This is a genomic window from Granulicella sp. WH15, assembly GCF_009914315.1.
Classification (GTDB): Bacteria; Acidobacteriota; Terriglobia; order Terriglobales; family Acidobacteriaceae; genus Edaphobacter.
The window spans coordinates 905521-925677 of record NZ_CP042596.1; the positions used below are offsets into that span (position 1 = coordinate 905521).

Genomic DNA, 20157 nt, shown 5'->3' on the forward strand with positions numbered 1-20157 from the left:
GCTTTCTTATTGGTACTTACAATCTTCGAACTAACTATAAAAGGAGGTAACTAACGCGACTTAATCTCTTTTGCAAGTAACTCGAACTGGTCGGTCGAGATCATATCCGCATGGGCATGAATTGCGGATTTCCAGCGAGGCATCACCTCCTGCACGGAGCCGAAGTTATATTCGCTTTCCCATCCTTGGTTGCTCTCTGAAGTAAACCCGTCGAGGCAGTAAAAGCTCATCAAGTACCCGAGTTGATGACCATAGGAGACGATCTGTTTCAGCCGCGTCTCTTGTTCTTTGCCCCACTCGCGATGATGCTCTTCGCCACCCTCTTCGACATAGGCCCAATCAAGCCCCCACCAACGGTGATAGTTGTCGGCCTTCTGCATGGTGATCTTTTCCATTGGTACAGTGACAAGGCTATCGATGTACTCCTGCTTTGGAATATGAGTGGGATTTTCAGCCGGTTTGGTCACTGACCCAAAGACCCTGATCTGTCCTCCAACCGGCACCTGGTCGTAAAAAAACTGTTGCTTAATATCGTTCTGCTTATCTTCTACCAGAATCATCATTGGGCCGAGCTTTAGCGGAGACTGCTTGGTGAGGTCGTCAGTCTTTACCGCCGTAGTTAGCCAGGAGTTATAACGATCGAGAACCTTTGCAATGGCTTCTAGGTGCTCGGGAGGATTATTTTTGATATCGAGGTAGAGCGTAATCAGGGGCCACTTGCTCTTGTCCCCACTTTGCATTGCTTTCTCCATCAGGGGACGCACCTTGGGGAATAAATAAGATTCCAGCGTCGGATCCTGGGCAGAGGCGTTCTTGGCACCGTGAATGACGACCGATCTTCCGTCGAGCCACGCAAGGTCTTCTTCAATAGCTAGAGGCATACCACTGGCAAGGGCGCGGTCGAGACGATCCTCATATTTGCCATGGTCGGGGTAGGCATTATGAGCCAGTACCTGGGTCCTGACCCCCGGTGCAACATTATGTGCCTCATGTTGTGCATAAAGAGTTGTGGGCGCAAGAGTAGCAAGTGCAAGAGCCGTTATCTTAATCATGATTCCTCGGTAGTGTGTGATGGGTCCACTCGCTTTGTACCCATCGTCACTTAGGGAAACCTTAGAGTTCGGTCCTCGTTGCCAACTCTTAACAATGCCTCAGGAAATCTTCATCTTGATGTGGGAGTAGCGCTATTGCTTATGCAAGGCGCAGAGAGGGAAATAGTGTCTGCGGCAAGGTTCAGAGGAACATCCGTTCCCGGAAGCCTCACCCTGAAAGATGATCCATGGCCAAACTCGGTCGTAGCCGCAACATTGCCCCATCTGTCGCGTATTTATGGCGAAGAAATACCGTAACGCCATCGATGCCCGATGTCAGGTCGCTATCAATCGAGTGCTTCAAGCTCCACGAGGCTCTGAAACAGACACTGTGTCCAAGCACCCTTGGCTATCAAACAGCCTGGAGCTTCACTGCAATGTTTACGAGGGTTACCGGCAGAGTTCCCAGCGGCTATTCTTTGCCAAGAGTAACCATCAGAGAGCAGCGTGCGGTTCGGGAATAGCAGAGCCGTCTTTGCGCGGATCGGAGGCCCCATAGTTCACCCCCGCCGCGCGATCGCAAAGCACAGCCTGCCCACCACCCATGATCTCTGAGAACGCTCCCTCTTGCTTCACCTGGTGTCCCTTGGCTTCGAGCTCCCGCTGTATCTCTAAGGGGATACGCGCCTCCACTTGAATATCGAAGCCATCGAACGTCGCTTTGGTAAAGCGAGGCGCTTCAATCGCCTCCTGGATGGTCATGTCATGGTCAACGATGTTCGAGACAAACTGCGCGTGCGCCTGCGACTGATTCCATCCGCCCTGAATTCCGAAGGCGATGATCTGGTCCTCCTTCGAGAGGAATGCCGGAATGATGGTGTGCAGAGGGCGCTTGCGTCCCGCCGCAACGTTAGGATGCGAAGGGTCGGCGCTGAAGAGGTTGGCCCGATTCTGCAACAGAAAGCTTGTGCCCCTGGCCTCGAGACCCGAGCCGAAGTTCATGTAGTTGCTCTGGATCAACGAGACCACATTGCCATGACGATCGGCGACGCTGAGGTAAACGGTATCTCCACCCGGCTCCAGGAACTGCCCGGGACGAGCCGCCGCACAAGCTTTATCCGGCTCGATGAGAGCCGCACGCTGGGCTGCGTAGCTCTTCGATAGGATGTGCTCCACGGGGATCGCGGCATGGCCAGGATCGCAGACATAGCGCAACATGTCGGCATAGGCCAGTTTCTTGGCCTCAATCATGTGGTGCAGCGCACTCGCGGAGTTGGCTCCATACTCTCGCAGCGGAAAATTCTCCATGATATTGAGCATTGAGAGCGCCGCGATACCCGCGCCGTTAGGAGGCAGCTCGTGCACGGTCCAGCCACGGTAAGTAGTGGTGATGGGCTCCACCCATTCGCTGCTGAACTCGCTCAAGTCCTCGCGAGTAAACAACCCGCCCTCAGCCTGCGACAGCTCGAGGATGCGCTCCGCGATCTCCCCCTGGTAGAAGGCTTGGCTGCCATCCCTGGCGATGGAACGAAGGCTGCGAGCGAGTCCGGGGCTGCGAAAGACCTCGCCAAAACGCGGCGCACGGCCATCCGGCAAAAAGCTGCTCTGAGCCTCGCCAATGAGCTCGTGCGCGTTCTCCTGCCAGCGCATCGCAGACCGTTCCGCAACCGGGAACCCATCTTCAGCAAAGTGGATCGCAGCAGCGAGCACCTGCTCGAAGTTGCGGCTGCCAAATCTGTGGAGCAGCTTCTCCCAGCCATCCACGACGCCCGGAACACTGACGCTATGGATACCTTTCTTCGGGATCTCCGTCATTCCCCGCTGCTGCATCCACGCAACGCTAAGACCAGCGGGCGACCACCCACTCGCGTTGAGGCCAATATACTTCCCTGTAGCGGCCTCATAGACGATGGCAAACAGATCGCCGCCCAGTCCGTTGCTATGCGGAGCAACGACGCCGAGCACAGCATTAGCCGCAACGGCAGCATCGACCGCATTGCCACCCTGGGCAAGGATAACGGCCGCAGCCTGCGATGCCAGTGAGCTTTCGCTGGCGACCACCCCGCTCGTCGAGACGACAACAGAGCGCGCCACCCAGCGATCTTGTTTCTTAGCCAGCGTGCTCATCGAGAGTTCCTCTCCTAAATACTGCGCAGTGCGTCAGACGAGCATGGAGTAGTTGGCACGCCCAATCGCGATAAGAGCACCCGCATCGTTGAGCACATCGACATCGACGATCCCGACACTCTTGCCTATACGGCGCACCTTGGCGACCAGCGTCAACGAGGTATTGATCGCGGGCCGCAGGTAATCGACACGGAAGTTGACCGTAGGCAGTGGACGCCCCACCAGCATCACCAGTCCGTAGTCGCCCACCGTGTCGATCAAGGCCGAGATCACCCCACCATGCCATTGGCCGGAGCCCTCGGCCCGTTCAAACTCAGGCCGCAACTGGCTGCGCACGGTTACCTCCTGCTTCTCTGCATCGGCATGAAGAACGGTCAGATTCAAGAGGCGATTGAAGGGAGAGTACTGCAGCTTCTCCTGAAGCTGCTCAGCAGTAAGCGTCTCGGTGCTCATGGAACGATGACCAACTTTCCGAAGACCTCGCGGTCTTCAATCCGGCGTAGTGCATCATTGGTCTCGGCCAGCGGATAGCTGCCATCGAGGATGACCTTCAGCTCGCCGCTCTGCACCAGCGCAAGCAGCTTCTCAACGTCAGTACGAGCCCAGCTATTGGAGCCGAGAATCTTCAGCTCGAAGGTCCAGATGAAGCGCAGGTCCTCCTGCGGATCGAACCCGGCAGTAGCGCCGCAAGTGAGCAGACGTCCGCCCACGCGCAGGCAGCGCAGTGTCTTCACCCAGGTGTCACCGCCCGTATAGTTCACCGCAACGTCAACGCCCAGCTTAGCCCCGGCGCTGCGCCGGTTCGGCTTGCCATAGAGCGCATAGATCTCCTTGACGAAGTCGGTCTCGCGATAGTTGATCGTGTGATCGGCTCCCAGCTCCTTCAATCGTGCGAGCTTATCGGGCGTACTGGCGCAGGCGACCACCTCCGCCCCGGCCAGCTTGGCGAGCTGCAGGCAGCAGACGCCCACACCGCCGCTAGCGCCCAGGATAAGAACCCGCTCTCCCTTGGACACCTCGCCGATCGTCGACATCATGCGGATGGCTGTGCCATACGCACAGGGCAGCGCCGCCGCTTCTTCAAAGGAGACACCATCAGGAATACGTATCAGTTGATGATCCTTGGCGCGGCACAGCTCCGCCAGCCCGCCATGGACTGTCTCACCCATCAGTCCGCCTTCGACGCGATTGATAGGGTCGACGAGCACGCGGTCGCCCGTCGACCAGCCCTCAACACCCTCACCCACTTCAACAATCTCACCAGCGACATCGAGTCCCATAATCGCGGGGAATGGAACCTTGATGCCGGGCATCCCGCGCCGGGTAAAGATATCGTGATAGTTGAGCGAAGTCGCGCGAACCCTCACGATCACCTCGCCCGCACCCGCCTTCGGGTCAGGGAAGTCGGTCTCGAGGAGAAGCTTCTCCGGTCCTCCATGTTCACGCAGCACCATTGCCTTCATGTCGTCCTCTTTTCTGGATCGCTCTGCATATTCGAAAGTGCGGATGCGATCAATGCCTTCGTATCAATCTTATTCGTGCTTGCCAGCGGCAGCTCACTCACAAACCATACACGCCGTGGATGCTGATAAGCCGGTGCGTTCGCCAGTGCGAACTGTTGAATCTCCCGCTCGCTTGCCTGCGCGTGCGGCTTGAGAACGACGAAGGCAACCGGCTTCGCGCCCTTGATCTCATCGGGGATGGGAACGACGGCAACCTGCTGGACCGCAGAATGTCGCTCCAGCATCTTCTCCACTTCGCCCGGATAGATATTCTCCGCACCGCACGAGAACATATCGTCAGCCCGCCCAACATAAAAATAGAAGCCAAGGGCATCGCGATGAAAGACATCGCCGGTGCGATAGTACCCATCCTCGGTAAAGACCTTGCGCGTCATCTCCGGACGGCCGTAATACTCGGTGAGTAGCGCGGGAGACTTGATCTCAAGCACGCCATCGGCCTCCCCGGTCCCCTTGCCGTCGATGCGCAGACTAACCTCAGGATGCTTGAAGCCAAGTGAGAGTGCAGGCGTCGGTACACCATCGGGATGAGGCGCGAAGACAATGGGCCCCGCCTCCGTAGTGCCGTAAACATTGGCGATCTGCGCATTGGGGAAGAGCTTGCGAAGCGACTCGAAGAGCGCCGGCGAGACCGGCGCGGAGCCCATGCGAAGCGATCGAACTGAAGAGAGATCGGTGCGCGCAAGAAGATCCGGCCGCTTCAGGATCATCGAGAACATGGTTGGAACCGCCGTCAGCGCGTTGCACTTGTATCGTTCGATGGCGTCGATGTAGGTGGGTACGTCAAAGCCCGGCAGCAGTACGACCGAGTCATGCTGCGCCAGTGCGGCGTGTGCCGTCGCAAGCGCGTTCATGTGATAAAGAGGAGCGGCGATCAGTGTCCGCAGCCGCTCGGTAGAAGCCGGACGGCGACGCATCTTTAGCACCCACAGATGGCTTTCGTGCGAGAGCACCACACCTTTAGGAACGCCCGTTGAACCGGAGGTATAGAGGAACATCGCAGCCTGGTCGGGCACAGGCTCGTCCGGCGTAAAGGCTCCCGGCGAGAGAAAAGCTTCGAAGGCCTCAGTGCCCGCCGAAACTTTGCCGAAACATACTCTGGGAATATCTGTGGGGCAAAGTGAGGCGCGCTCCGCATCACAGAAGACGAGCCTGGCCCCGGCATCGCGAAGGATCAGGTCAATCCCCGCGGCAGGCAGCTTGATATTGAGAGGAACGGGAACAAGCCCAGCCTGCATCGCTGCGAAGAAGACGGCAAGGTACTCGGCCCGATTGGCCGACACTACCGCAACGCGATCACCCGTAGATAGACCGAGAGCCAGCAGCCCACGCGCGATGGCCTGGACCAGCTCGTGCAGTTGTCGATAGCTATAAGTCGTGGGTGGAGTTTCACCACCGAGATCAATGATGGCCGGGTCATCCTGATTGCCATCTTGCGAGAGAGCAGCGCCCAGATTGGACCAGCGCGCGCCAGATTGCATACTCATGCTTCTACGAACTCCAGTCCAACATTGAACGCGTTGGTTGCTGGTATCAGAATACTCTCCGATCCGAAGATCACGCCCGCTACTCCATTCTCTCTGAGCACTCGCGCGGTCTGCGTCAGCGATTGCGTGCGAAAAGTGAGCGTTGCCATATACGCCGAACGGCCCTTGGCTTCGGCCCAGATGCTGCTGAGCGATGGATCGGGCGCGGAGTACAGATCGACGACCACATCTCCTACCCGAAAGCTCGATCGATTCTCTCCTGTCTCAACGCGCAGCGTATCTCCCAGGGTGTGGCCGAAGAACTCCAGCAAACGCACTGGGTCAATAACGGACACACGCACGCGAGAGATCGCGACGACGCCATTCGGATGCACCTGCGCTTCGGGCGTCCATACCAGCTCAGGAGTCTGATGATGACAGAAGTAGAAGCGCCCAAAGGGCGACGCCTCCGGCTCCAATCGAACCACATCGAACTTAGCATCACGAATACCATCTGCAAGCGTGACTGGCCTCGAGAAGAAGACCGGCTCCTTTGCAGCCACGCCTCGCGCTAGCAGATCGCGATAGAGCTGATCGACATCACCGGCAGCAAAGACAAAGCCGTTGAGACCCTCCGGGAACGTGGCGATATCGGCTCGCCTGGACCCAGCGCCCATGCCCAGCAGCTCAAGGTATAGTCCCTGAAAGACCGCAAGATGATTCACCGAGCCAAGCGTATGAAAGCCGCGCTCCGTAAGGTGAAATCCGAAGGCTCGATACGCACGCTCGGCCTCACCCATACGGTCTCCCGCATCCACCACCAGGTGGTCAATCTGTGTGGCGAGCGGTCTGGAGTTTTCCTGATCCACTAAACGTCCTACCTCTCTCGACAGGCAAAGTTCTGCTGCTTCCAGTTCGCAGAAACATTCTCTCCACCCGCTGGCCCTGTGTACACCGCCTGCTGCGGAAACGGGCACAGCTTCCGTTCATCGGTGATCGGACCGGGGGTATTATCATCGCGCACAGAGCTGCGATGCACCGCGACAATCGAGTCCGGAGCAACGCCCTCCTCAACCCACTTCACCAGCGCGGGCAGCTTATCCCATTCGTTCGGCCCGGGTCCGCCGCCGCAGTGTCCCATGCCTGGCACCATAAAGAGACGCGCGTCCTTCTGAGCTTCGGGATATGATCCATCAAAGGTCTTCTGCACCACCTGCTGATAATAAGCAACGATGCTCTCGGGCAGCGCGTCACCATCGCTCCACCCCTGGTACATCAGCAACTTGCCCTTGCGTTGCTTCAGAAACCGATTGAGGTCAGGGTCGACTGCATCCATGTAGTGCTGAACGAACTGCGCTTTGCCTGCGGTGATGTCGTCGAAGTTGAACTCCCACCACGCATACTCCGGAAAGATGCCGCCTTTATAGGGAGCATCGCCAACGCTATGAATCTCGTTGGGCGGAAGCCCCGGCGAGTCTTCGTAGATGAGGAAGTTCGCATGGTCGAGTTCATAGATAAGGTTCGTCGGCAGAAACTGATTGCCTCCCCACGGAATGACATTCTTGGGCCACTGCACCTCTGAGCCAAAGGAAGGGCCGTAGAAGATCTTCGTCCCCTTGCTGTCATGTGGTCCTGCATAGATGGCTTCAATCGTATGCAGTTGCGCTTTGGTAAAGCAGTTATCCGCGTTCTTATCCGCCGGGCAGGCATACTGCTTGAGGTCCTCTGCAGGCTTGAAGTCGCACTGGCGCGGGTCGTTGATAACTCCATCCTTGATGCCGTCCTTCGCATCGCACTTGGCCAGCACAGCGTCATGCAGAATATCGACCTTCTTCAGATCCTTAAAGCTTCCGTCCCCGTCCTTATCGAATGCGAGGTTCCCGGCTGCATGATTCTCAAGCAGATGCTTCTCCGTCCATATATGAGCGACGTTCAGCTTCGTAAAGTCGATTGCAGGAGAGCCGATGACAATGCCGTCAAAGTCCGCAGGATAGCGTTGCGCCTCCAGCATCCCCTGGCGCCCGCCAGTGGAACAGCCTTCAAAATAAACATGCTTCTGAGGCTTGCCATAAAACGCCAGGGTCAAGGCCTTCGATGCGTTAGCCGTGACATGAATAGCCCGGTACGCATAGTCGAAGAACTCCTGCTTGTTGTTGAACGCGAAGGACGAGTTAGGCTCGGCCCCGTTATCGTGACCAGTATTGTTACTTACTACAGCGTAGCCCTGCGCCAGCCGATTGAAGGCGAACTGAAAGTTCCCAGCCTTGCCGCCATTGCCGATATTCAACAGCCGTCCGTTCCAGGTGTCACCCAGAGGAAGCTGCGCCTGCCAGTGAATCGCAGGTGCAATCAACCCATACACCTGGCAGTAAGCGGGCAGTTTGCCAGAGGCCGCGACAGTCTCGGCCGAGAGAATCGTCAGGTTCGGCGTCCCGATCAGGCTATGACAAGCCTCGGATGAAGCAGGCGCAGGCGTGGCAGGCTGCGCCATTGCCACAATAGAACCAAGGGGCAAACCTAGCGCCACCGACGTAATCAATCTGACCGCACTTCTACTGTAGGGGTTCATCGCGCTGCCTTTCTCTGCCTGATCTTAAAACAAAATCTTGAGCGCCAATTGAATCTGCCGCTGCGCATTAGGATTGATGAGCGAAGTAATCAATCCAGCCGTAGGACTGACCCCGGCCGAAGAGAACGCGGTCTCAGTAGGCTCCGCAAAGTTTTCACGATTGATGATGTTGAAGAACTCGGCACGGAACTGTATCGCGCCGCTGCTACCCAACACCGCGAGTTTCGTATCTTTCACCACCGAGAGATCCAGGTTCAACAGCCCCGGGCCATAGAGCGAATCCCGTCCTACATTGCCGAGAAAGCCCGCCGGGCCAACCGTATACATGTGCGGATTGAAGTACTGCGCGCGCGTATGTTGAATGACCCTGCCACGATTGAAGACGACTGCCTGAGGATCGAGCGCCAGCGCAGCTGCCAGGTTCTCCGGAGTCACATAAGATGGCCGCTCATTGCCCAGGTTCGTATTAATGGCGGAGCGCGAGTTATTGAATCCGACCTGCGGTGAAAAGGGCAGCCCGCTCTGTGCCGAAAGAATCGGCGAGATCCACCATCCATTCACCACCTGACGGCCGACAACTCCAAACCGTTGCGTATGTGGAAGGCGATAGATTGCATTCAGACGAAGGTTATTCGTCACATTGAAAGCCGCCGCGCTGCGGTCTCTCCGGGGATCGTACGAGTTATCCGGCTGCAGCGGAGTGGCCGTGCTCTCAATACCCACGACGCCCTGCCCATTGTCGATAACGCGTGACCAGGTATAAGAAGCCTGCAATTGCAAGGTAGTCGCCACATCGCGATTCACGCTCACCTGCATCCCGTGATAGATCGAGTCGCCTGTAGATCCATTCTGCAGAATCGAACCAAAGTGCGGATTGATGCGGGTAGCGCCTACTGGCCAGTAGGTCTGACCATCGACGATCTGCCGCTGATTCGGATTGATGTCGACGTTCTGAATCAGATGCAGCCCGCGCGTCCCTACATAGGCGAGGGTCAAGAGTGTATGCGACGGCAGTTGCTGCTGTACCGATGCCAGCCACTCATCCGCGGTCGGTTGCTGCAGGTTGTGCCCGATCGTCTGCGCCGAGGGCGATACCACCGTGGACGGAGTAGGGAAGGGAATCGTCGCAGTGCCGGCTGCATTGGCGGCCAGCGCACTCACGGGCAACCCCAGCTTGAAGGTCGCAGCGGCCTGTCCCGTGAACGTAGGCACGACGCTGGCGCTGAAGGGCGGTGTGGCTACCGAGTAGTTGTTGTAAGCGCCGTTAAGCGGCTCCACATCGTAGAGACGGTTATAGCCTGCGTGGAATGCAGTTTTGCCATTGCCGAAGACATCCCACGCCAGCCCGATGCGCGGGCTGAAGTTCTTGAGCGATGGATTGTGAGCCAGCATCGGTCCAACAGTGAAGCTAGTGGCGGCGGGATCAACAAGAGGAATGTTATTCACGTAAGCGGTCTGGCCGTGGTCTTCCACGGGAACAGTCCAAGGCTCATAACGCAGGCCCAAATTCAGCGTAAGTCGCGGCCAGATCTTGAAGTCATCCTGCACATAAAATCCAAATTCGTTATCCGTAAATGCGGGATGATAGGTTGGCCCGAATGCTCTCAGCGTAAACGTTGAGGCATTGCCCGTTATAAAGCTGGAGAGGCTGGGAAAGGTGAATCCTCCACGCGCATTCTGCGGAGAGCCGATCGACGGAGCCACGCGGTTGTAGAGCACACCGAACTTCACCGAGTGGCGTCCGACGTTATAGAACGCATCGTCGCGGATGTCGTATACCAGCTTGCGCGAGCGCGTATCCGAGCTGCACGGCCCAAAACTGGCCACACCCGGAATGGAGATCGATCCCATCGTCTGCCCCGGCAAGATGGACAGGTCTCCAGGCACACTGGCGAAGCAGTTCACCTGCGTGTCGATGCCCGTATAAGAGAAGCCAATCGTATTCAGCAGTCGCGAAGAAAACGTATGCGTCTCGGAGACGGTGCCGATATTCCCCTTGCTGAGCGCGTTGTAATAAAAGTAGGGCTGACCCTGCGAGACAGGCTCAGTTGCATAGTCGGTCGTGAAACGGGCAAAGGCCGTATCCTTCTCGCCGAAGATGTAGTCCACGCGAGCCTGCCCATAGTACTCATTCTGCGGTTGGTTGAAGGTGAAGTTATATTGATTTGGGCTGCCCGGAGCATAGACGACGCCTGCAGGACGAAAGATAGGGAGCAGGCTGGCCGTTACTGCATTGACGGTTACGGAGGGAGTCGAAGCAGGCAGTTGCAGCTGAGGGCATTGCGCATTCGTCAACACAGCGCCAGCCGCGGCGATGCAACCCGGCCCCAGTGTCGTCACAGAAGTTGGAATCGGCTGTGAGGCCTTCAGAGCTTCAAAGACGGTCGAGAAGAAGGCGCGACCCTTGACGATAGGACCACCCAGCGCGCCGCCAAACTGATTGCGATGGAAGGTCTGCTTCGGTTGGGTCGACAGCAGGATAGGATACTTGGCATCCAGGGCACTGTTGCGGAGGTAGTCATACACATCTCCGTGAAACGCATTCGTTCCGCCCTTGCTGACAAGGATGAGCTGCGCGCCCAATACCCCGCCATACTCAGCGCCGGTAAATCCATTGATGACACGAAACTCCTGAATACCATCGACGCCCAGCGACTCACTCAGGATCGAAGAGCCTGCTCCGCCTTGAATACTGACGACGCTCGCACCATCGAGCAGTTGTAGATTGGAGCGGTCCGGCATTCCGTTCGAGCTGAACCACTCGCCAACCGTGCCGCCCTGCGTTCCCTTATTCGTATTGAGATCGACGCCCGGCTGCAGAAATGCAAGATCGACAAAGTTGCGTCCATTCAAGGGAAGATCTTCGATGCGTTGCGGCGAGACAAAGCCGCCAAGCGAAGGGCTCGTAGTGTCAACCTGTTGAGTGCTGTCTGTGACGAGGACCGATTCCGTAGTCGAGCCAACGGGCAGCGAGATATCCAGGGTAGAGTTCGTTGCAACCGAGATCGTCAACCCCGAGATGGATGCGGTGTTAAAGCCGCTGTGAGCCGCGCTTACAGTGTAAGCTCCCACGGGAAGCTCAGGAACCGCATAGGAGCCGTCGCTCTTGCTGGTTGTCGTACGCGTCAGGCCGGTCCCGAGGTTCTTGAGCACGACGGTTGCGTCCGGAAGCACGCTGCCCGTTGGGTCTTTGACGATTCCCGAGAGCGAGCCCGTTGACACCTGGCCAAACAGCGAGAGAGAGAAGAAAAGCACGGTCACAGCAAGCAGAGTCTTTGCAGAGATGGCTATCGAGCGAATGATCGTATGCAGGTTCATTGGAGTTGTTGCTCCTTCGCGTCCATTGGGTCGGACGCTGATGCGAATGAGACCTATCCCTGGTGCGAGTGCTGCTTCGCCAGATATTGCAGGGGTAGTCTCGATGTGAATCTGATCTGGAACAGGAGTAGGGAGGGAGAGTTTCTGGCGAACCTACCTGTTCGGCCTGGGATGCCGAAGAGTTAGCAGCAACAACAACAACGCACAAGCAGCGCGGAACTACGTCGGATTGGCTCAACGCTCTGCATGTCTAGTAACTCGATGGTGTCAAAGATCGAGGGAGTATGTCAACCGAAGCGGATCTACGAGACCTCTGTGGATGCTGCAAGCAGCGCCTCTACAATCTGCCGGTGACACTCAAAGATGACCAGGTCATCCGGCGACCTGGGACGGGGAACAGGCACTTCAATGATCTTCTGAATCCTGCATGGGCTCCCGCCCAGTACGACGACGCGGTCCGCGAGAAAGGCTGCCTCGAGCGTATTGTGCGAGATCAGCAGTCCCGTGGGCTGTTGATCGCGCCACAGCTCCTGCACCTGCAGACGCAGGCGTCGGCCTGTCAGCTCATCGAGCGCGCTGAAGGGCTCATCCATCAGGATGACGCCCGGCTGGATCGCAAAGGCGCGCGCCAGGGCCACACGCTGGCGCTCACCGCCAGAGAGCGACAAGGGGTACGACTGCGCATGTCCCGCAAGCTGGACTGCCTGCAACATCCGCTGGCCCATCTCGCGCGGCACCCCGGCTGCCTCTGTTGCCAACTCGATGTTCTTCTCCACCGAGCGCCACTCGAGCAGGCGCGGCTGCTGAAAGACCATGCCGACCCGCGAGCGATCCGGGGGTAGATCGAGTGTAACCGTGCCGCCATCAGGCTGATCGAGATTGGCCGCCAGATGCAGCAGCGTTGTCTTGCCGATCCCCGAAGGTCCAACAAAAGCAACCAACTCACCAGCGCCAACCTCAAGAGAAAAGTCATCGAGAATCTGGCGTACCTCTCCGGTGCGCGGCACGCGGAAGGACTTCGAGACGTGCGAAAAAGAGATGCCTCCGCTCATACGTTTGCGGTCCTCCGCCAACGAGTGATCCGCCGTTCGAATGTCTGTATCAGCACGTACTCAATCGCGGCCATCACACCGCCGAAGATAATTGTCCAGGCCAGAACCCCGGCGACGTTCTGCGAGCTGAACTCCTGGTTCAACTGATACCCAACGCCACTCGACATTCCGAAGATCTCGACCAGTACGATCACCTTCCATGCGAGCGAGAAGCTGAGGCGAATGCCGCTCAGCAGAAACGGAGCCATAGCTGGAAGCCAGAGATGCCGCAGCCGCGCCACGGGCGGGAAGCGGAATACGTGCGTCATCTCGATCAGCGAGTAGTCGACAGAGCGCACGCCCTGAATCATATTCACCGTAAGCGCAGGAGCGACTCCAAGGGCGAGTGCGACGACGGGCGACTTCCAATCGACTCCGAACCAGATGACGCAAAGCAATGCCCAGACCAGCCCGGGAATGGTAAGTCCCAGCACAATGCCGGGGCGGAAGAAAGCCTCCACCCAGCGATTGCGCCCAGCCGCGATGCCAACGATAAGCGAAATGACAAAGGCGAGTCCGCAGCCCAGCAGTATCCGTTCTAATGTCAGACCAATCTGGTAGAACGCTCCCTCGGTGATCGCAACCCGCTTGATCTCCATCACAATCTCACCCAGCCCAGGCACCAGCATGGAGTGAATGCGATGCGCCATGATCTGCCACGCAACAGCGATGACAAGCAGGAACAAGACCGGCGGCAGAACAGCCGATTTAAATACACTCCACCAAGCCAAGCCACGTCCTCGATCAGACGGACGTGCAGCCTTGCCGGGTTGCGTTCGGGGTTCCTGAGTAGCGCTGCTCAAAGCCTTGTACTCTCTCTGGCGATCATCTTACTAAACCGCTTCACAGATCGGCCTTGAGGGTTTGCCCTTGAGTATGCCCTTCTGCACAGCCACATCGACTACATGATTCGCGCTCGTCGCCACCGCGGGCGACCACTCGACGCCATAGATCTCCGGCAGCCGCTTGACCAGCAGCTCAATCGCCGCACGGTCGGTCGCGGGGATTCCCATCAACTGGTGCATCTCCGCCAGCAGCGCCGGACGCGCGCGGATCTGCTCATTGGCCTGGAGATAAAGCTTCGACAGCTTGCTCGCGGTCGCGCGATTCTGATCCAGCCACTCCCGCCTCGTTCCTTGCCCGCCCAGAAAGAGCGGCCGGGCATCATGCGTTCCATCACGCCACTGGTCGCGAACACGAGCGATCTCTCTCGCGCCACCCGCGATTAGCCGCGTGGAGATAGGCTCAATCGTGATGACCGCGTCCACATCCCCACGCTCGAAGAGCGTCAGGTTAGCCGTAGGCGGCCCGAAGATGAACTCGAAGTCATGCTTGAAGTCCAGCCCCAGAAAACCCGCGGCCAGACGCGCCTGGCGATAGGTCTCCGTCGTCTCCGGCTGTGTCGCAATGCGCTTGCCCTTCAGCTCCTGCACCGACCGGAACGGGCTGTTGCCTTTGACGATCCACGATCCATGATTCAGCAGGCCCGGCGCAAAGATGACCACATCATGCCCACGCAGCGCGGTCTCCACCGCACCGATCGGGCCAAAGAAGCCCGTATCAATTGCGCCCGCCAGCAACTGCACTTGCGACTGGCCAGGATCTCCGCCCACCCACTGCGCGTTGACCCCGGCCTTCACGGCCTCCTTCTCAATCAGCGTGCGCCAGATGGCTCCCGCGGTGCCGAGGTTCGGCTGCTCCACGCGTGCGGTCTTCTCTTGCGCCCAAAGCCTGTTTTCCAGCGGCATCATCCCGGTAGCCAGCAGCGCCGCGCTCTGCAACAGCATGGAGCGGCGGGTGATTCTCGAAGCAGCCGTGACTGTTACTTCATCGATCCGTGACATGGAGTTTTCCTTTTGCCTGTGCGTCCAAAAAGCCAGCCGGGCGAAGTGCGCCGGAGCGATTCAAAGACTAAGTTGTGCGTAATGGGAGGGGAGCGTTAAAAATCGACGATCAACGACAACAACAACCAAGGTCGTTGGCGAAGCGGGAACACGGGATGTTCACAATGCGATTCATGCGGAACGCGGGACCATCTCTTTTCTACAATGTTGCGCCGGGAAAGTCGAGTTCCCGTCGCAACTGCGACGCGGCTAGTCCCGCTTCACTGGAACGATCCCATAGCTCTCCCACTGCGCGGCCACCTTGTCCAGATCGCGCTTCGGCGGCACGGCCAGCGCCGGATACGGATGCTTCCGCGTGGCGTCGATCCCAACCCGCGAGCTAACCTGCTGGCTCGGCAGCACGGGCTTGCCGTCCTTCAACGGCTGCGAAGGGTCGAGCGTAATAGGGTTCGTATCCCGTTGGACATGAATATCCTCCGCAGGCTGCATCCGGAAGCTCAAGGCCCACTCCACCCAGAACGAGTCGCGGATATCAATGTCCTCATCGACGACGATCACCATCTTGCCCACCGCGATCTCGAGCGACCACACCCCAAGCATCGCCTTCAACGGCTGAAAGCGATTGGTCTTCTTCATCGAGATAATTACCCGCGCCGCCGCACCGCTGCTCTCGGTCACATAAACGTCCTGCACCGGCAGGCCGAGGTTGTTCTTCAGGTGCCGCCGCACCTCCATCTCTCGTCCCAGGCTCTTGATGCAGCTCGACTCGCTCGGCGGCATCTGGCTAAGAAACGCCTGGTAGATAGGGTTGCGGCGATGCGTGATGCAGGTCACCTCAAAGAGCGGATTATTCCCCCCCGTGCCCATATAGCCCGCATACTCTCCAAACGGCCCTTCGGCCTCACGTGCGCCGCAGCGAATCCTGCCTTCGACCACGATCTCCGCAGTCGCAGGTACCAGCAGGTCCACCGTAAGGCACTTCACCACATCGACAGCCTCTCCGCGAATCCCGCCCGCCGCCGACAGCTCATCGACCCCATAAGGAAAGGGGCTTACCGAGGTCAGCCCAATCACCGGATCGGTGCCGAAGACGATAGCGACCTCCGTGTCATTGCCCCTGGCCTCGTTCTTATCGATGTGGTGATTCATATGCCGATTGGGATTAATCATGATGCCCGCCCGGCGCGGTCCCTTCACCTGCACCCGGTAGGTTCCGAGATTCGGCACCCCCGTCTCCGGATCCTTCGTCACAATGAACGGCGAGCTATGATACGGCCCCGGATCTTCCCCCACGGTCCAGATCGGTGCAGGCAGAATCTCAAGGTTCGCATCCTCTCCGCGCAGCACCACCTCCTGGCACGGTCCCGACTCGACCAGACGCGGCGCAATCGGAGTCTTCCCCCGCTCCCACACCTCCCACACATGGTCCACGTCCGTGTCGAGCGCGGTCGCATAGATCTCTCTCGACCCACCCAGAATCCCTACCACCAGCGGAATATCATGGCCCTTGATGCGGTCGAACATCAGCGCTGGCCGGTTCTCCTGCGAGATCGTCCGAAAAGCGTTCCGGCACACCGCGCTCAGCTCCCAATCCTTATCCACCTCAGCAGTTACGTGGCACAGCAGGCCCTTCTCCTCAAGCCGCGCAAGGTACTCTCTCAGATCGCGATACGCCATAGCTACTCCGTTCCGGACACCCGATTTACTCTCCCCGAGTATAGGCGATTTCATATGCTCTCTTGCCTAGCAGCCCCGCAACAGGGCTACTATAGTGAAAGAGAAAAGCGTCTAATGCGAATCCTTCAAGGGACAACTCGATGTATGGCCATGTGCGCCCCAGGCGGTGTAAGGCCAGCACTGGATCGGTTGAATCGATAGTCCGATAGTTCGATAGCCCATCCTTCTCTGAGCAGCCGCCTGGGGCCACCCATCCCTCTAGGCCGATGTCATCCATCCCTGCTCTCTTACCCAAGGAGGAGTCTTGTCCGATCGCCCCGATTTCCAGCCGTCTACACTCGTCATCCACTCCAATCGCAGCTACGAGAACCAGTCGAACTCGATTCTCTTTCCCATCCATCAGACCGCGACCTACATTCATGAGAGTGTCGGCGTAACCAAGGGTTACGGCTACTCCCGCGGAGCCAACCCCACCGTCAACGCGCTTGAGCAGGCTATTGCCGCAGTCGAAGGCACGCTGCACGCACTCTGTTTCCGCTCGGGCATGGCCGCTATCACCACGCTCTGTTTTGCCCTGCTCAAGGCAGGCGATCACGTCATTCTCTCCGACGTCATCTACGGCGGCACCACGCGGCTCTTCCACCAGGTCCTCAAGAACTTCGACATCCAGTACACCTACGCCGACACCTCCGATACCGAGTCCGTCCGTCAGGCCATCCGTCCCAACACCCGCCTCATCTTCATCGAGACCCCCGCCAATCCCACGCTCAAGCTCTCCGACATCGAGGCCATCTCGACTCTCGCTCACTCTTACGAGAACATCCTCGTCGCCGTCGATAACACCTTCCTCACGCCCTTGCTGCAAAACTGCCTCGCACTCGGCGCCGACATCTCCATGCTCTCGACGACCAAGTACATCGACGGCCACAACGCCACCATCGGCGGCTCCCTCGCCACGCACGACGAGGTCATCACCGAGCGTCTGCGCTTCGTTCGCAAGATCATCGGCACCATCCAGGCTCCCTTCGACGCATGGCTTGCCCTGCAAGGCATCAAGACCCTGCCCGCCCGCCTGGCCATTCACTGCGACCACGCCGCCCAAGTCGCAACATGGCTGGAGCAGCACCCGCGCGTCGTCAAGGTCTACTACCCCGGTCTCGACTCCTTCCCGCAAAAGGCCCTCGCCGAGCGCCAACAGAAGGCCTTCGGCGGAATGCTCTCCTTCGAGCTCGACGCCACCACCGAGCAGTCCTTGCGCTTCATGGAGGCGCTCAAGCTCTGTACCTGCGCCGAAAGCCTCGGCAGCGTTGAGACCCTGATCACCAACCCCGCCACCGCCTCCCACTGCGACATCCCCCTCGAGCTGCGCGAGCGCCTCGGTATCTCCGACCGCCTCATCCGTCTCTCCGTCGGACTCGAAGCCCCGAAGGATCTCATCCAGGACTTCGAGCAGGCCTTCGCCGCCGTATTCGGAGACGCCCGATGAAGTTCGCCACGCGCCTCGTCGACTACGACGTAAGCCCCAAAGATCCTCATCGTCCGATGAGCACGCCCATCTATCAGACCGCGACCTTCGAGCAGGAGCACGCCGACAGCTTCGGCGAGTTCGACTACTCACGCAGCGGCAACCCCACTCGCAAGGTCCTCGAAGACCAGCTCGCAGCGCTTGAAAACGGCACTCGCGGCTTCTGCTTCTCGAGCGGCATGGCGGCCATCTCCGCCATGACCCACCTGCTCCAATCCGGCGACGAGATCCTGGCCGACTGGGATCTCTACGGCGGAGCCACGCGCCTCTTCGCCAAGGTCCTCAGCCGCTCCGGCATCACCATCCGTTACGTCGATGCGTCCACGCCGGAGAAGCTCGCCGAGCAGATCACCCCCGCCACCCGCATCCTCTACGTCGAGTCGCCGACCAACCCGCTGCTACGCATCATCGACCTCGCAGCCGTAGCAAACATTGCCCACCAACACGGCCTCCTCTTCTGCGTGGACAACAGCGCCATGTCTCCGTACTTGCAAAACCCACTCGACCTCGGCGCGGACCTCGTCATCCACTCGGCAACCAAGTTCCTCTCCGGCCACAGCGACGTCACCGGCGGCGCGATCGTCGTCAAAGACCCGGCCCTCGCGGAGAAGATTTACTTCCTGCAAAACGCCGAAGGCACTGCACTCGGCCCCTTCGACTGCTTCCTCGTCCTGCGCGGCCTCAAGACCCTGAAGCTCCGCCTGGACGCACAACAGCGCAGTGCCCAGACCGTCGCGGAGTTCCTCTCCTGCCATCCTCAGGTCTCCGCCGTCCACTACCCAGGCCTGCCCAGCCATCCTCTTTACGCAGTACACCAACGTCAAGCCCGAGGCGCAGGAGCAGTCCTCAGCTTCACCGTCCCCTCTTTTGAGCAGGCTAAACACATCGCCGAAAACACATCGCTCTTTCGCATCGCCGTCAGCTTCGGCAGCGTTCACTCGACGATCAGCCTGCCCGCCCGCATGTCCCACGCCAGCACACCGGCCGAGCTGAAGTTCTCCCGCGCAATCCCCGACTCCCTCATCCGCCTCTCGCTCGGCATCGAAGATACCGACGACCTGATCGAAGACCTAACCAGAACGCTTCGGCTCGGCTCCCCAGACGCATGAGCGCATCGCCATACAGAGAGCCACCGAAGATCACTCTCTTCCGGCGACTGCGGGCAGCTTGGAGCCGGTTAGCTACAAGGGGCCGATTCCGCGATCCTGCGGCTGACTTCCAGATATCCAAAGATCGCGTCACGTCTTACTCCAGCAAACAGCCCGGCAACATACAGGCCGGACCTTATGTTTATGAGGTTGGAGATCTTGTCTCCCTCCACATGGTCGGCGATTCGGTGATGGACGTTCACAGCATCATGAGCCGCAACTCTCCCGAGCGTCTGATGCTCAGTTACACCGAGATCATGATGGGCTTCCTGCGCTTCACCGCCGCTCCACGCAGCATCGGCCTGATTGGCCTCGGAGGCGGCTCGCTGGTGAAGTACTGCTACCATCACCTGCCGGCGTGCCGCATCACGGTTGCGGAGATCAGCCCTGAGGTCATCTCTCTCCGCAGATCGTTTTACATCCCCGATGACGACGAGCGGCTGAAAGTGCGGCTGATGGATGGGGCCGAGATGGTCAAAGCGGGCACGGGCATCTACGACGTATTGATGATCGACGCCTTCGATGAAGGCGGCTATCCTCCTCACTTCGGGGCGCGCAAATTTTACAGAAACTGCCATCGAGCACTCTCCGCCGATGGAGTTCTGGTTGTGAACCTCTGCGGCTTCGACTGGAGAACCTGGCTCTGGCGGATGAACAGCGTGTTCGAGGGGCACACGGTCCTGTATCAGTGCCCTGATGGCAACAATGTCATTGCCTTCGCAACGAAGAAGAAGTTGCCCGACTGGGCCAAAGAGAGCCTCTAGAGCCGCCCTACATAATACCGGCCCATCTCACAGGCCGGTATCGCGCAGTACGTTTAGTCCCTGTCGTCCTTATCCAT

Annotated in this window: 15 protein-coding genes; 3 read left to right on the forward strand and 12 right to left on the reverse strand. The window is 58.7% G+C overall.

Features of this window, described 5'->3' with window-relative positions:
* Positions 1-50: 50 nt before the first annotated feature.
* From FTO74_RS03895 to FTO74_RS03950, 12 genes are all read right to left on the reverse strand, one after another.
* The gene (locus FTO74_RS03895) at positions 51-1052 is read right to left on the reverse strand and encodes a hypothetical protein (RefSeq protein ID WP_162536964.1); all 1002 of its coding nucleotides are present in this window, start codon (positions 1050-1052) and stop codon (positions 51-53) included.
* A gap of 474 nt (positions 1053-1526) precedes the next feature.
* Positions 1527-3158, reverse strand: a complete 1632-nt coding sequence (gene ggt, locus FTO74_RS03900) for a gamma-glutamyltransferase (protein ID WP_162536965.1) — start codon at positions 3156-3158, stop codon at positions 1527-1529.
* A gap of 33 nt (positions 3159-3191) precedes the next feature.
* Positions 3192-3611 carry a PaaI family thioesterase gene (locus FTO74_RS03905; RefSeq protein ID WP_162536966.1) on the reverse strand — a complete coding sequence of 140 codons (420 nt, stop codon included), beginning with the start codon at positions 3609-3611 and terminating at the stop codon, positions 3192-3194.
* Positions 3608-4621 (reverse strand): zinc-binding dehydrogenase, encoded by a 1014-nt coding sequence (locus FTO74_RS03910; RefSeq protein WP_162536967.1) that lies wholly within the window; start codon positions 4619-4621, stop codon positions 3608-3610. The genes FTO74_RS03905 and FTO74_RS03910 overlap by 4 nt, the downstream gene beginning before the upstream one ends.
* Positions 4618-6165 (reverse strand): class I adenylate-forming enzyme family protein, encoded by a 1548-nt coding sequence (locus FTO74_RS03915; RefSeq protein ID WP_220399069.1) that lies wholly within the window; start codon positions 6163-6165, stop codon positions 4618-4620. Before FTO74_RS03915 ends, FTO74_RS03910 begins: the two co-directional genes overlap by 4 nt.
* Positions 6162-7013: a VOC family protein gene (locus tag FTO74_RS03920; protein WP_162536968.1), complete on the reverse strand. Its 852-nt coding sequence runs from the start codon at positions 7011-7013 to the stop codon at positions 6162-6164. Before FTO74_RS03920 ends, FTO74_RS03915 begins: the two co-directional genes overlap by 4 nt.
* An 8-nt stretch (positions 7014-7021) precedes the next feature.
* Positions 7022-8635: a tannase/feruloyl esterase family alpha/beta hydrolase gene (locus FTO74_RS03925; protein WP_162536969.1), complete on the reverse strand. Its 1614-nt coding sequence runs from the start codon at positions 8633-8635 to the stop codon at positions 7022-7024.
* Between the two features lie 102 nt (positions 8636-8737).
* A complete protein-coding gene (locus FTO74_RS03930) occupies positions 8738-12031 on the reverse strand; it encodes a TonB-dependent receptor (protein ID WP_162536970.1) in 3294 nt (1097 codons plus the stop codon).
* A 302-nt stretch (positions 12032-12333) separates the two neighbouring features.
* Positions 12334-13083: an ATP-binding cassette domain-containing protein gene (locus tag FTO74_RS03935; RefSeq protein WP_162536971.1), complete on the reverse strand. Its 750-nt coding sequence runs from the start codon at positions 13081-13083 to the stop codon at positions 12334-12336.
* Positions 13080-13808, reverse strand: coding sequence for an ABC transporter permease subunit (locus FTO74_RS03940; RefSeq protein ID WP_220399070.1), 729 nt, complete (start codon positions 13806-13808; stop codon positions 13080-13082). The genes FTO74_RS03935 and FTO74_RS03940 overlap by 4 nt, the downstream gene beginning before the upstream one ends.
* 147 nt (positions 13809-13955) lie before the next feature.
* Positions 13956-14966: an ABC transporter substrate-binding protein gene (locus tag FTO74_RS03945; protein WP_162536972.1), complete on the reverse strand. Its 1011-nt coding sequence runs from the start codon at positions 14964-14966 to the stop codon at positions 13956-13958.
* 249 nt (positions 14967-15215) lie between these two features.
* Positions 15216-16643: a UbiD family decarboxylase gene (locus FTO74_RS03950; protein WP_162536973.1), complete on the reverse strand. Its 1428-nt coding sequence runs from the start codon at positions 16641-16643 to the stop codon at positions 15216-15218.
* Positions 16644-16947: 304 nt separating this feature from the next.
* On the opposite strand from FTO74_RS03950, the gene FTO74_RS03955 reads away from it, so the two are divergent.
* From FTO74_RS03955 to FTO74_RS03965, 3 genes are read left to right on the forward strand one after another with little or no spacing between them, the layout of a single operon-like run.
* Entirely contained in the window at positions 16948-18129 is a 1182-nt protein-coding gene (locus tag FTO74_RS03955; RefSeq protein ID WP_162536974.1) for a PLP-dependent aspartate aminotransferase family protein, read from the forward strand.
* The gene (locus FTO74_RS03960) at positions 18126-19277 is read left to right on the forward strand and encodes a PLP-dependent aspartate aminotransferase family protein (protein WP_162536975.1); all 1152 of its coding nucleotides are present in this window, start codon (positions 18126-18128) and stop codon (positions 19275-19277) included. Before FTO74_RS03955 ends, FTO74_RS03960 begins: the two co-directional genes overlap by 4 nt.
* Positions 19274-20080: a fused MFS/spermidine synthase gene (locus FTO74_RS03965; RefSeq protein WP_162536976.1), complete on the forward strand. Its 807-nt coding sequence runs from the start codon at positions 19274-19276 to the stop codon at positions 20078-20080. The genes FTO74_RS03960 and FTO74_RS03965 overlap by 4 nt, the downstream gene beginning before the upstream one ends.
* The last annotated feature ends 77 nt before the right edge of the window (positions 20081-20157 follow it).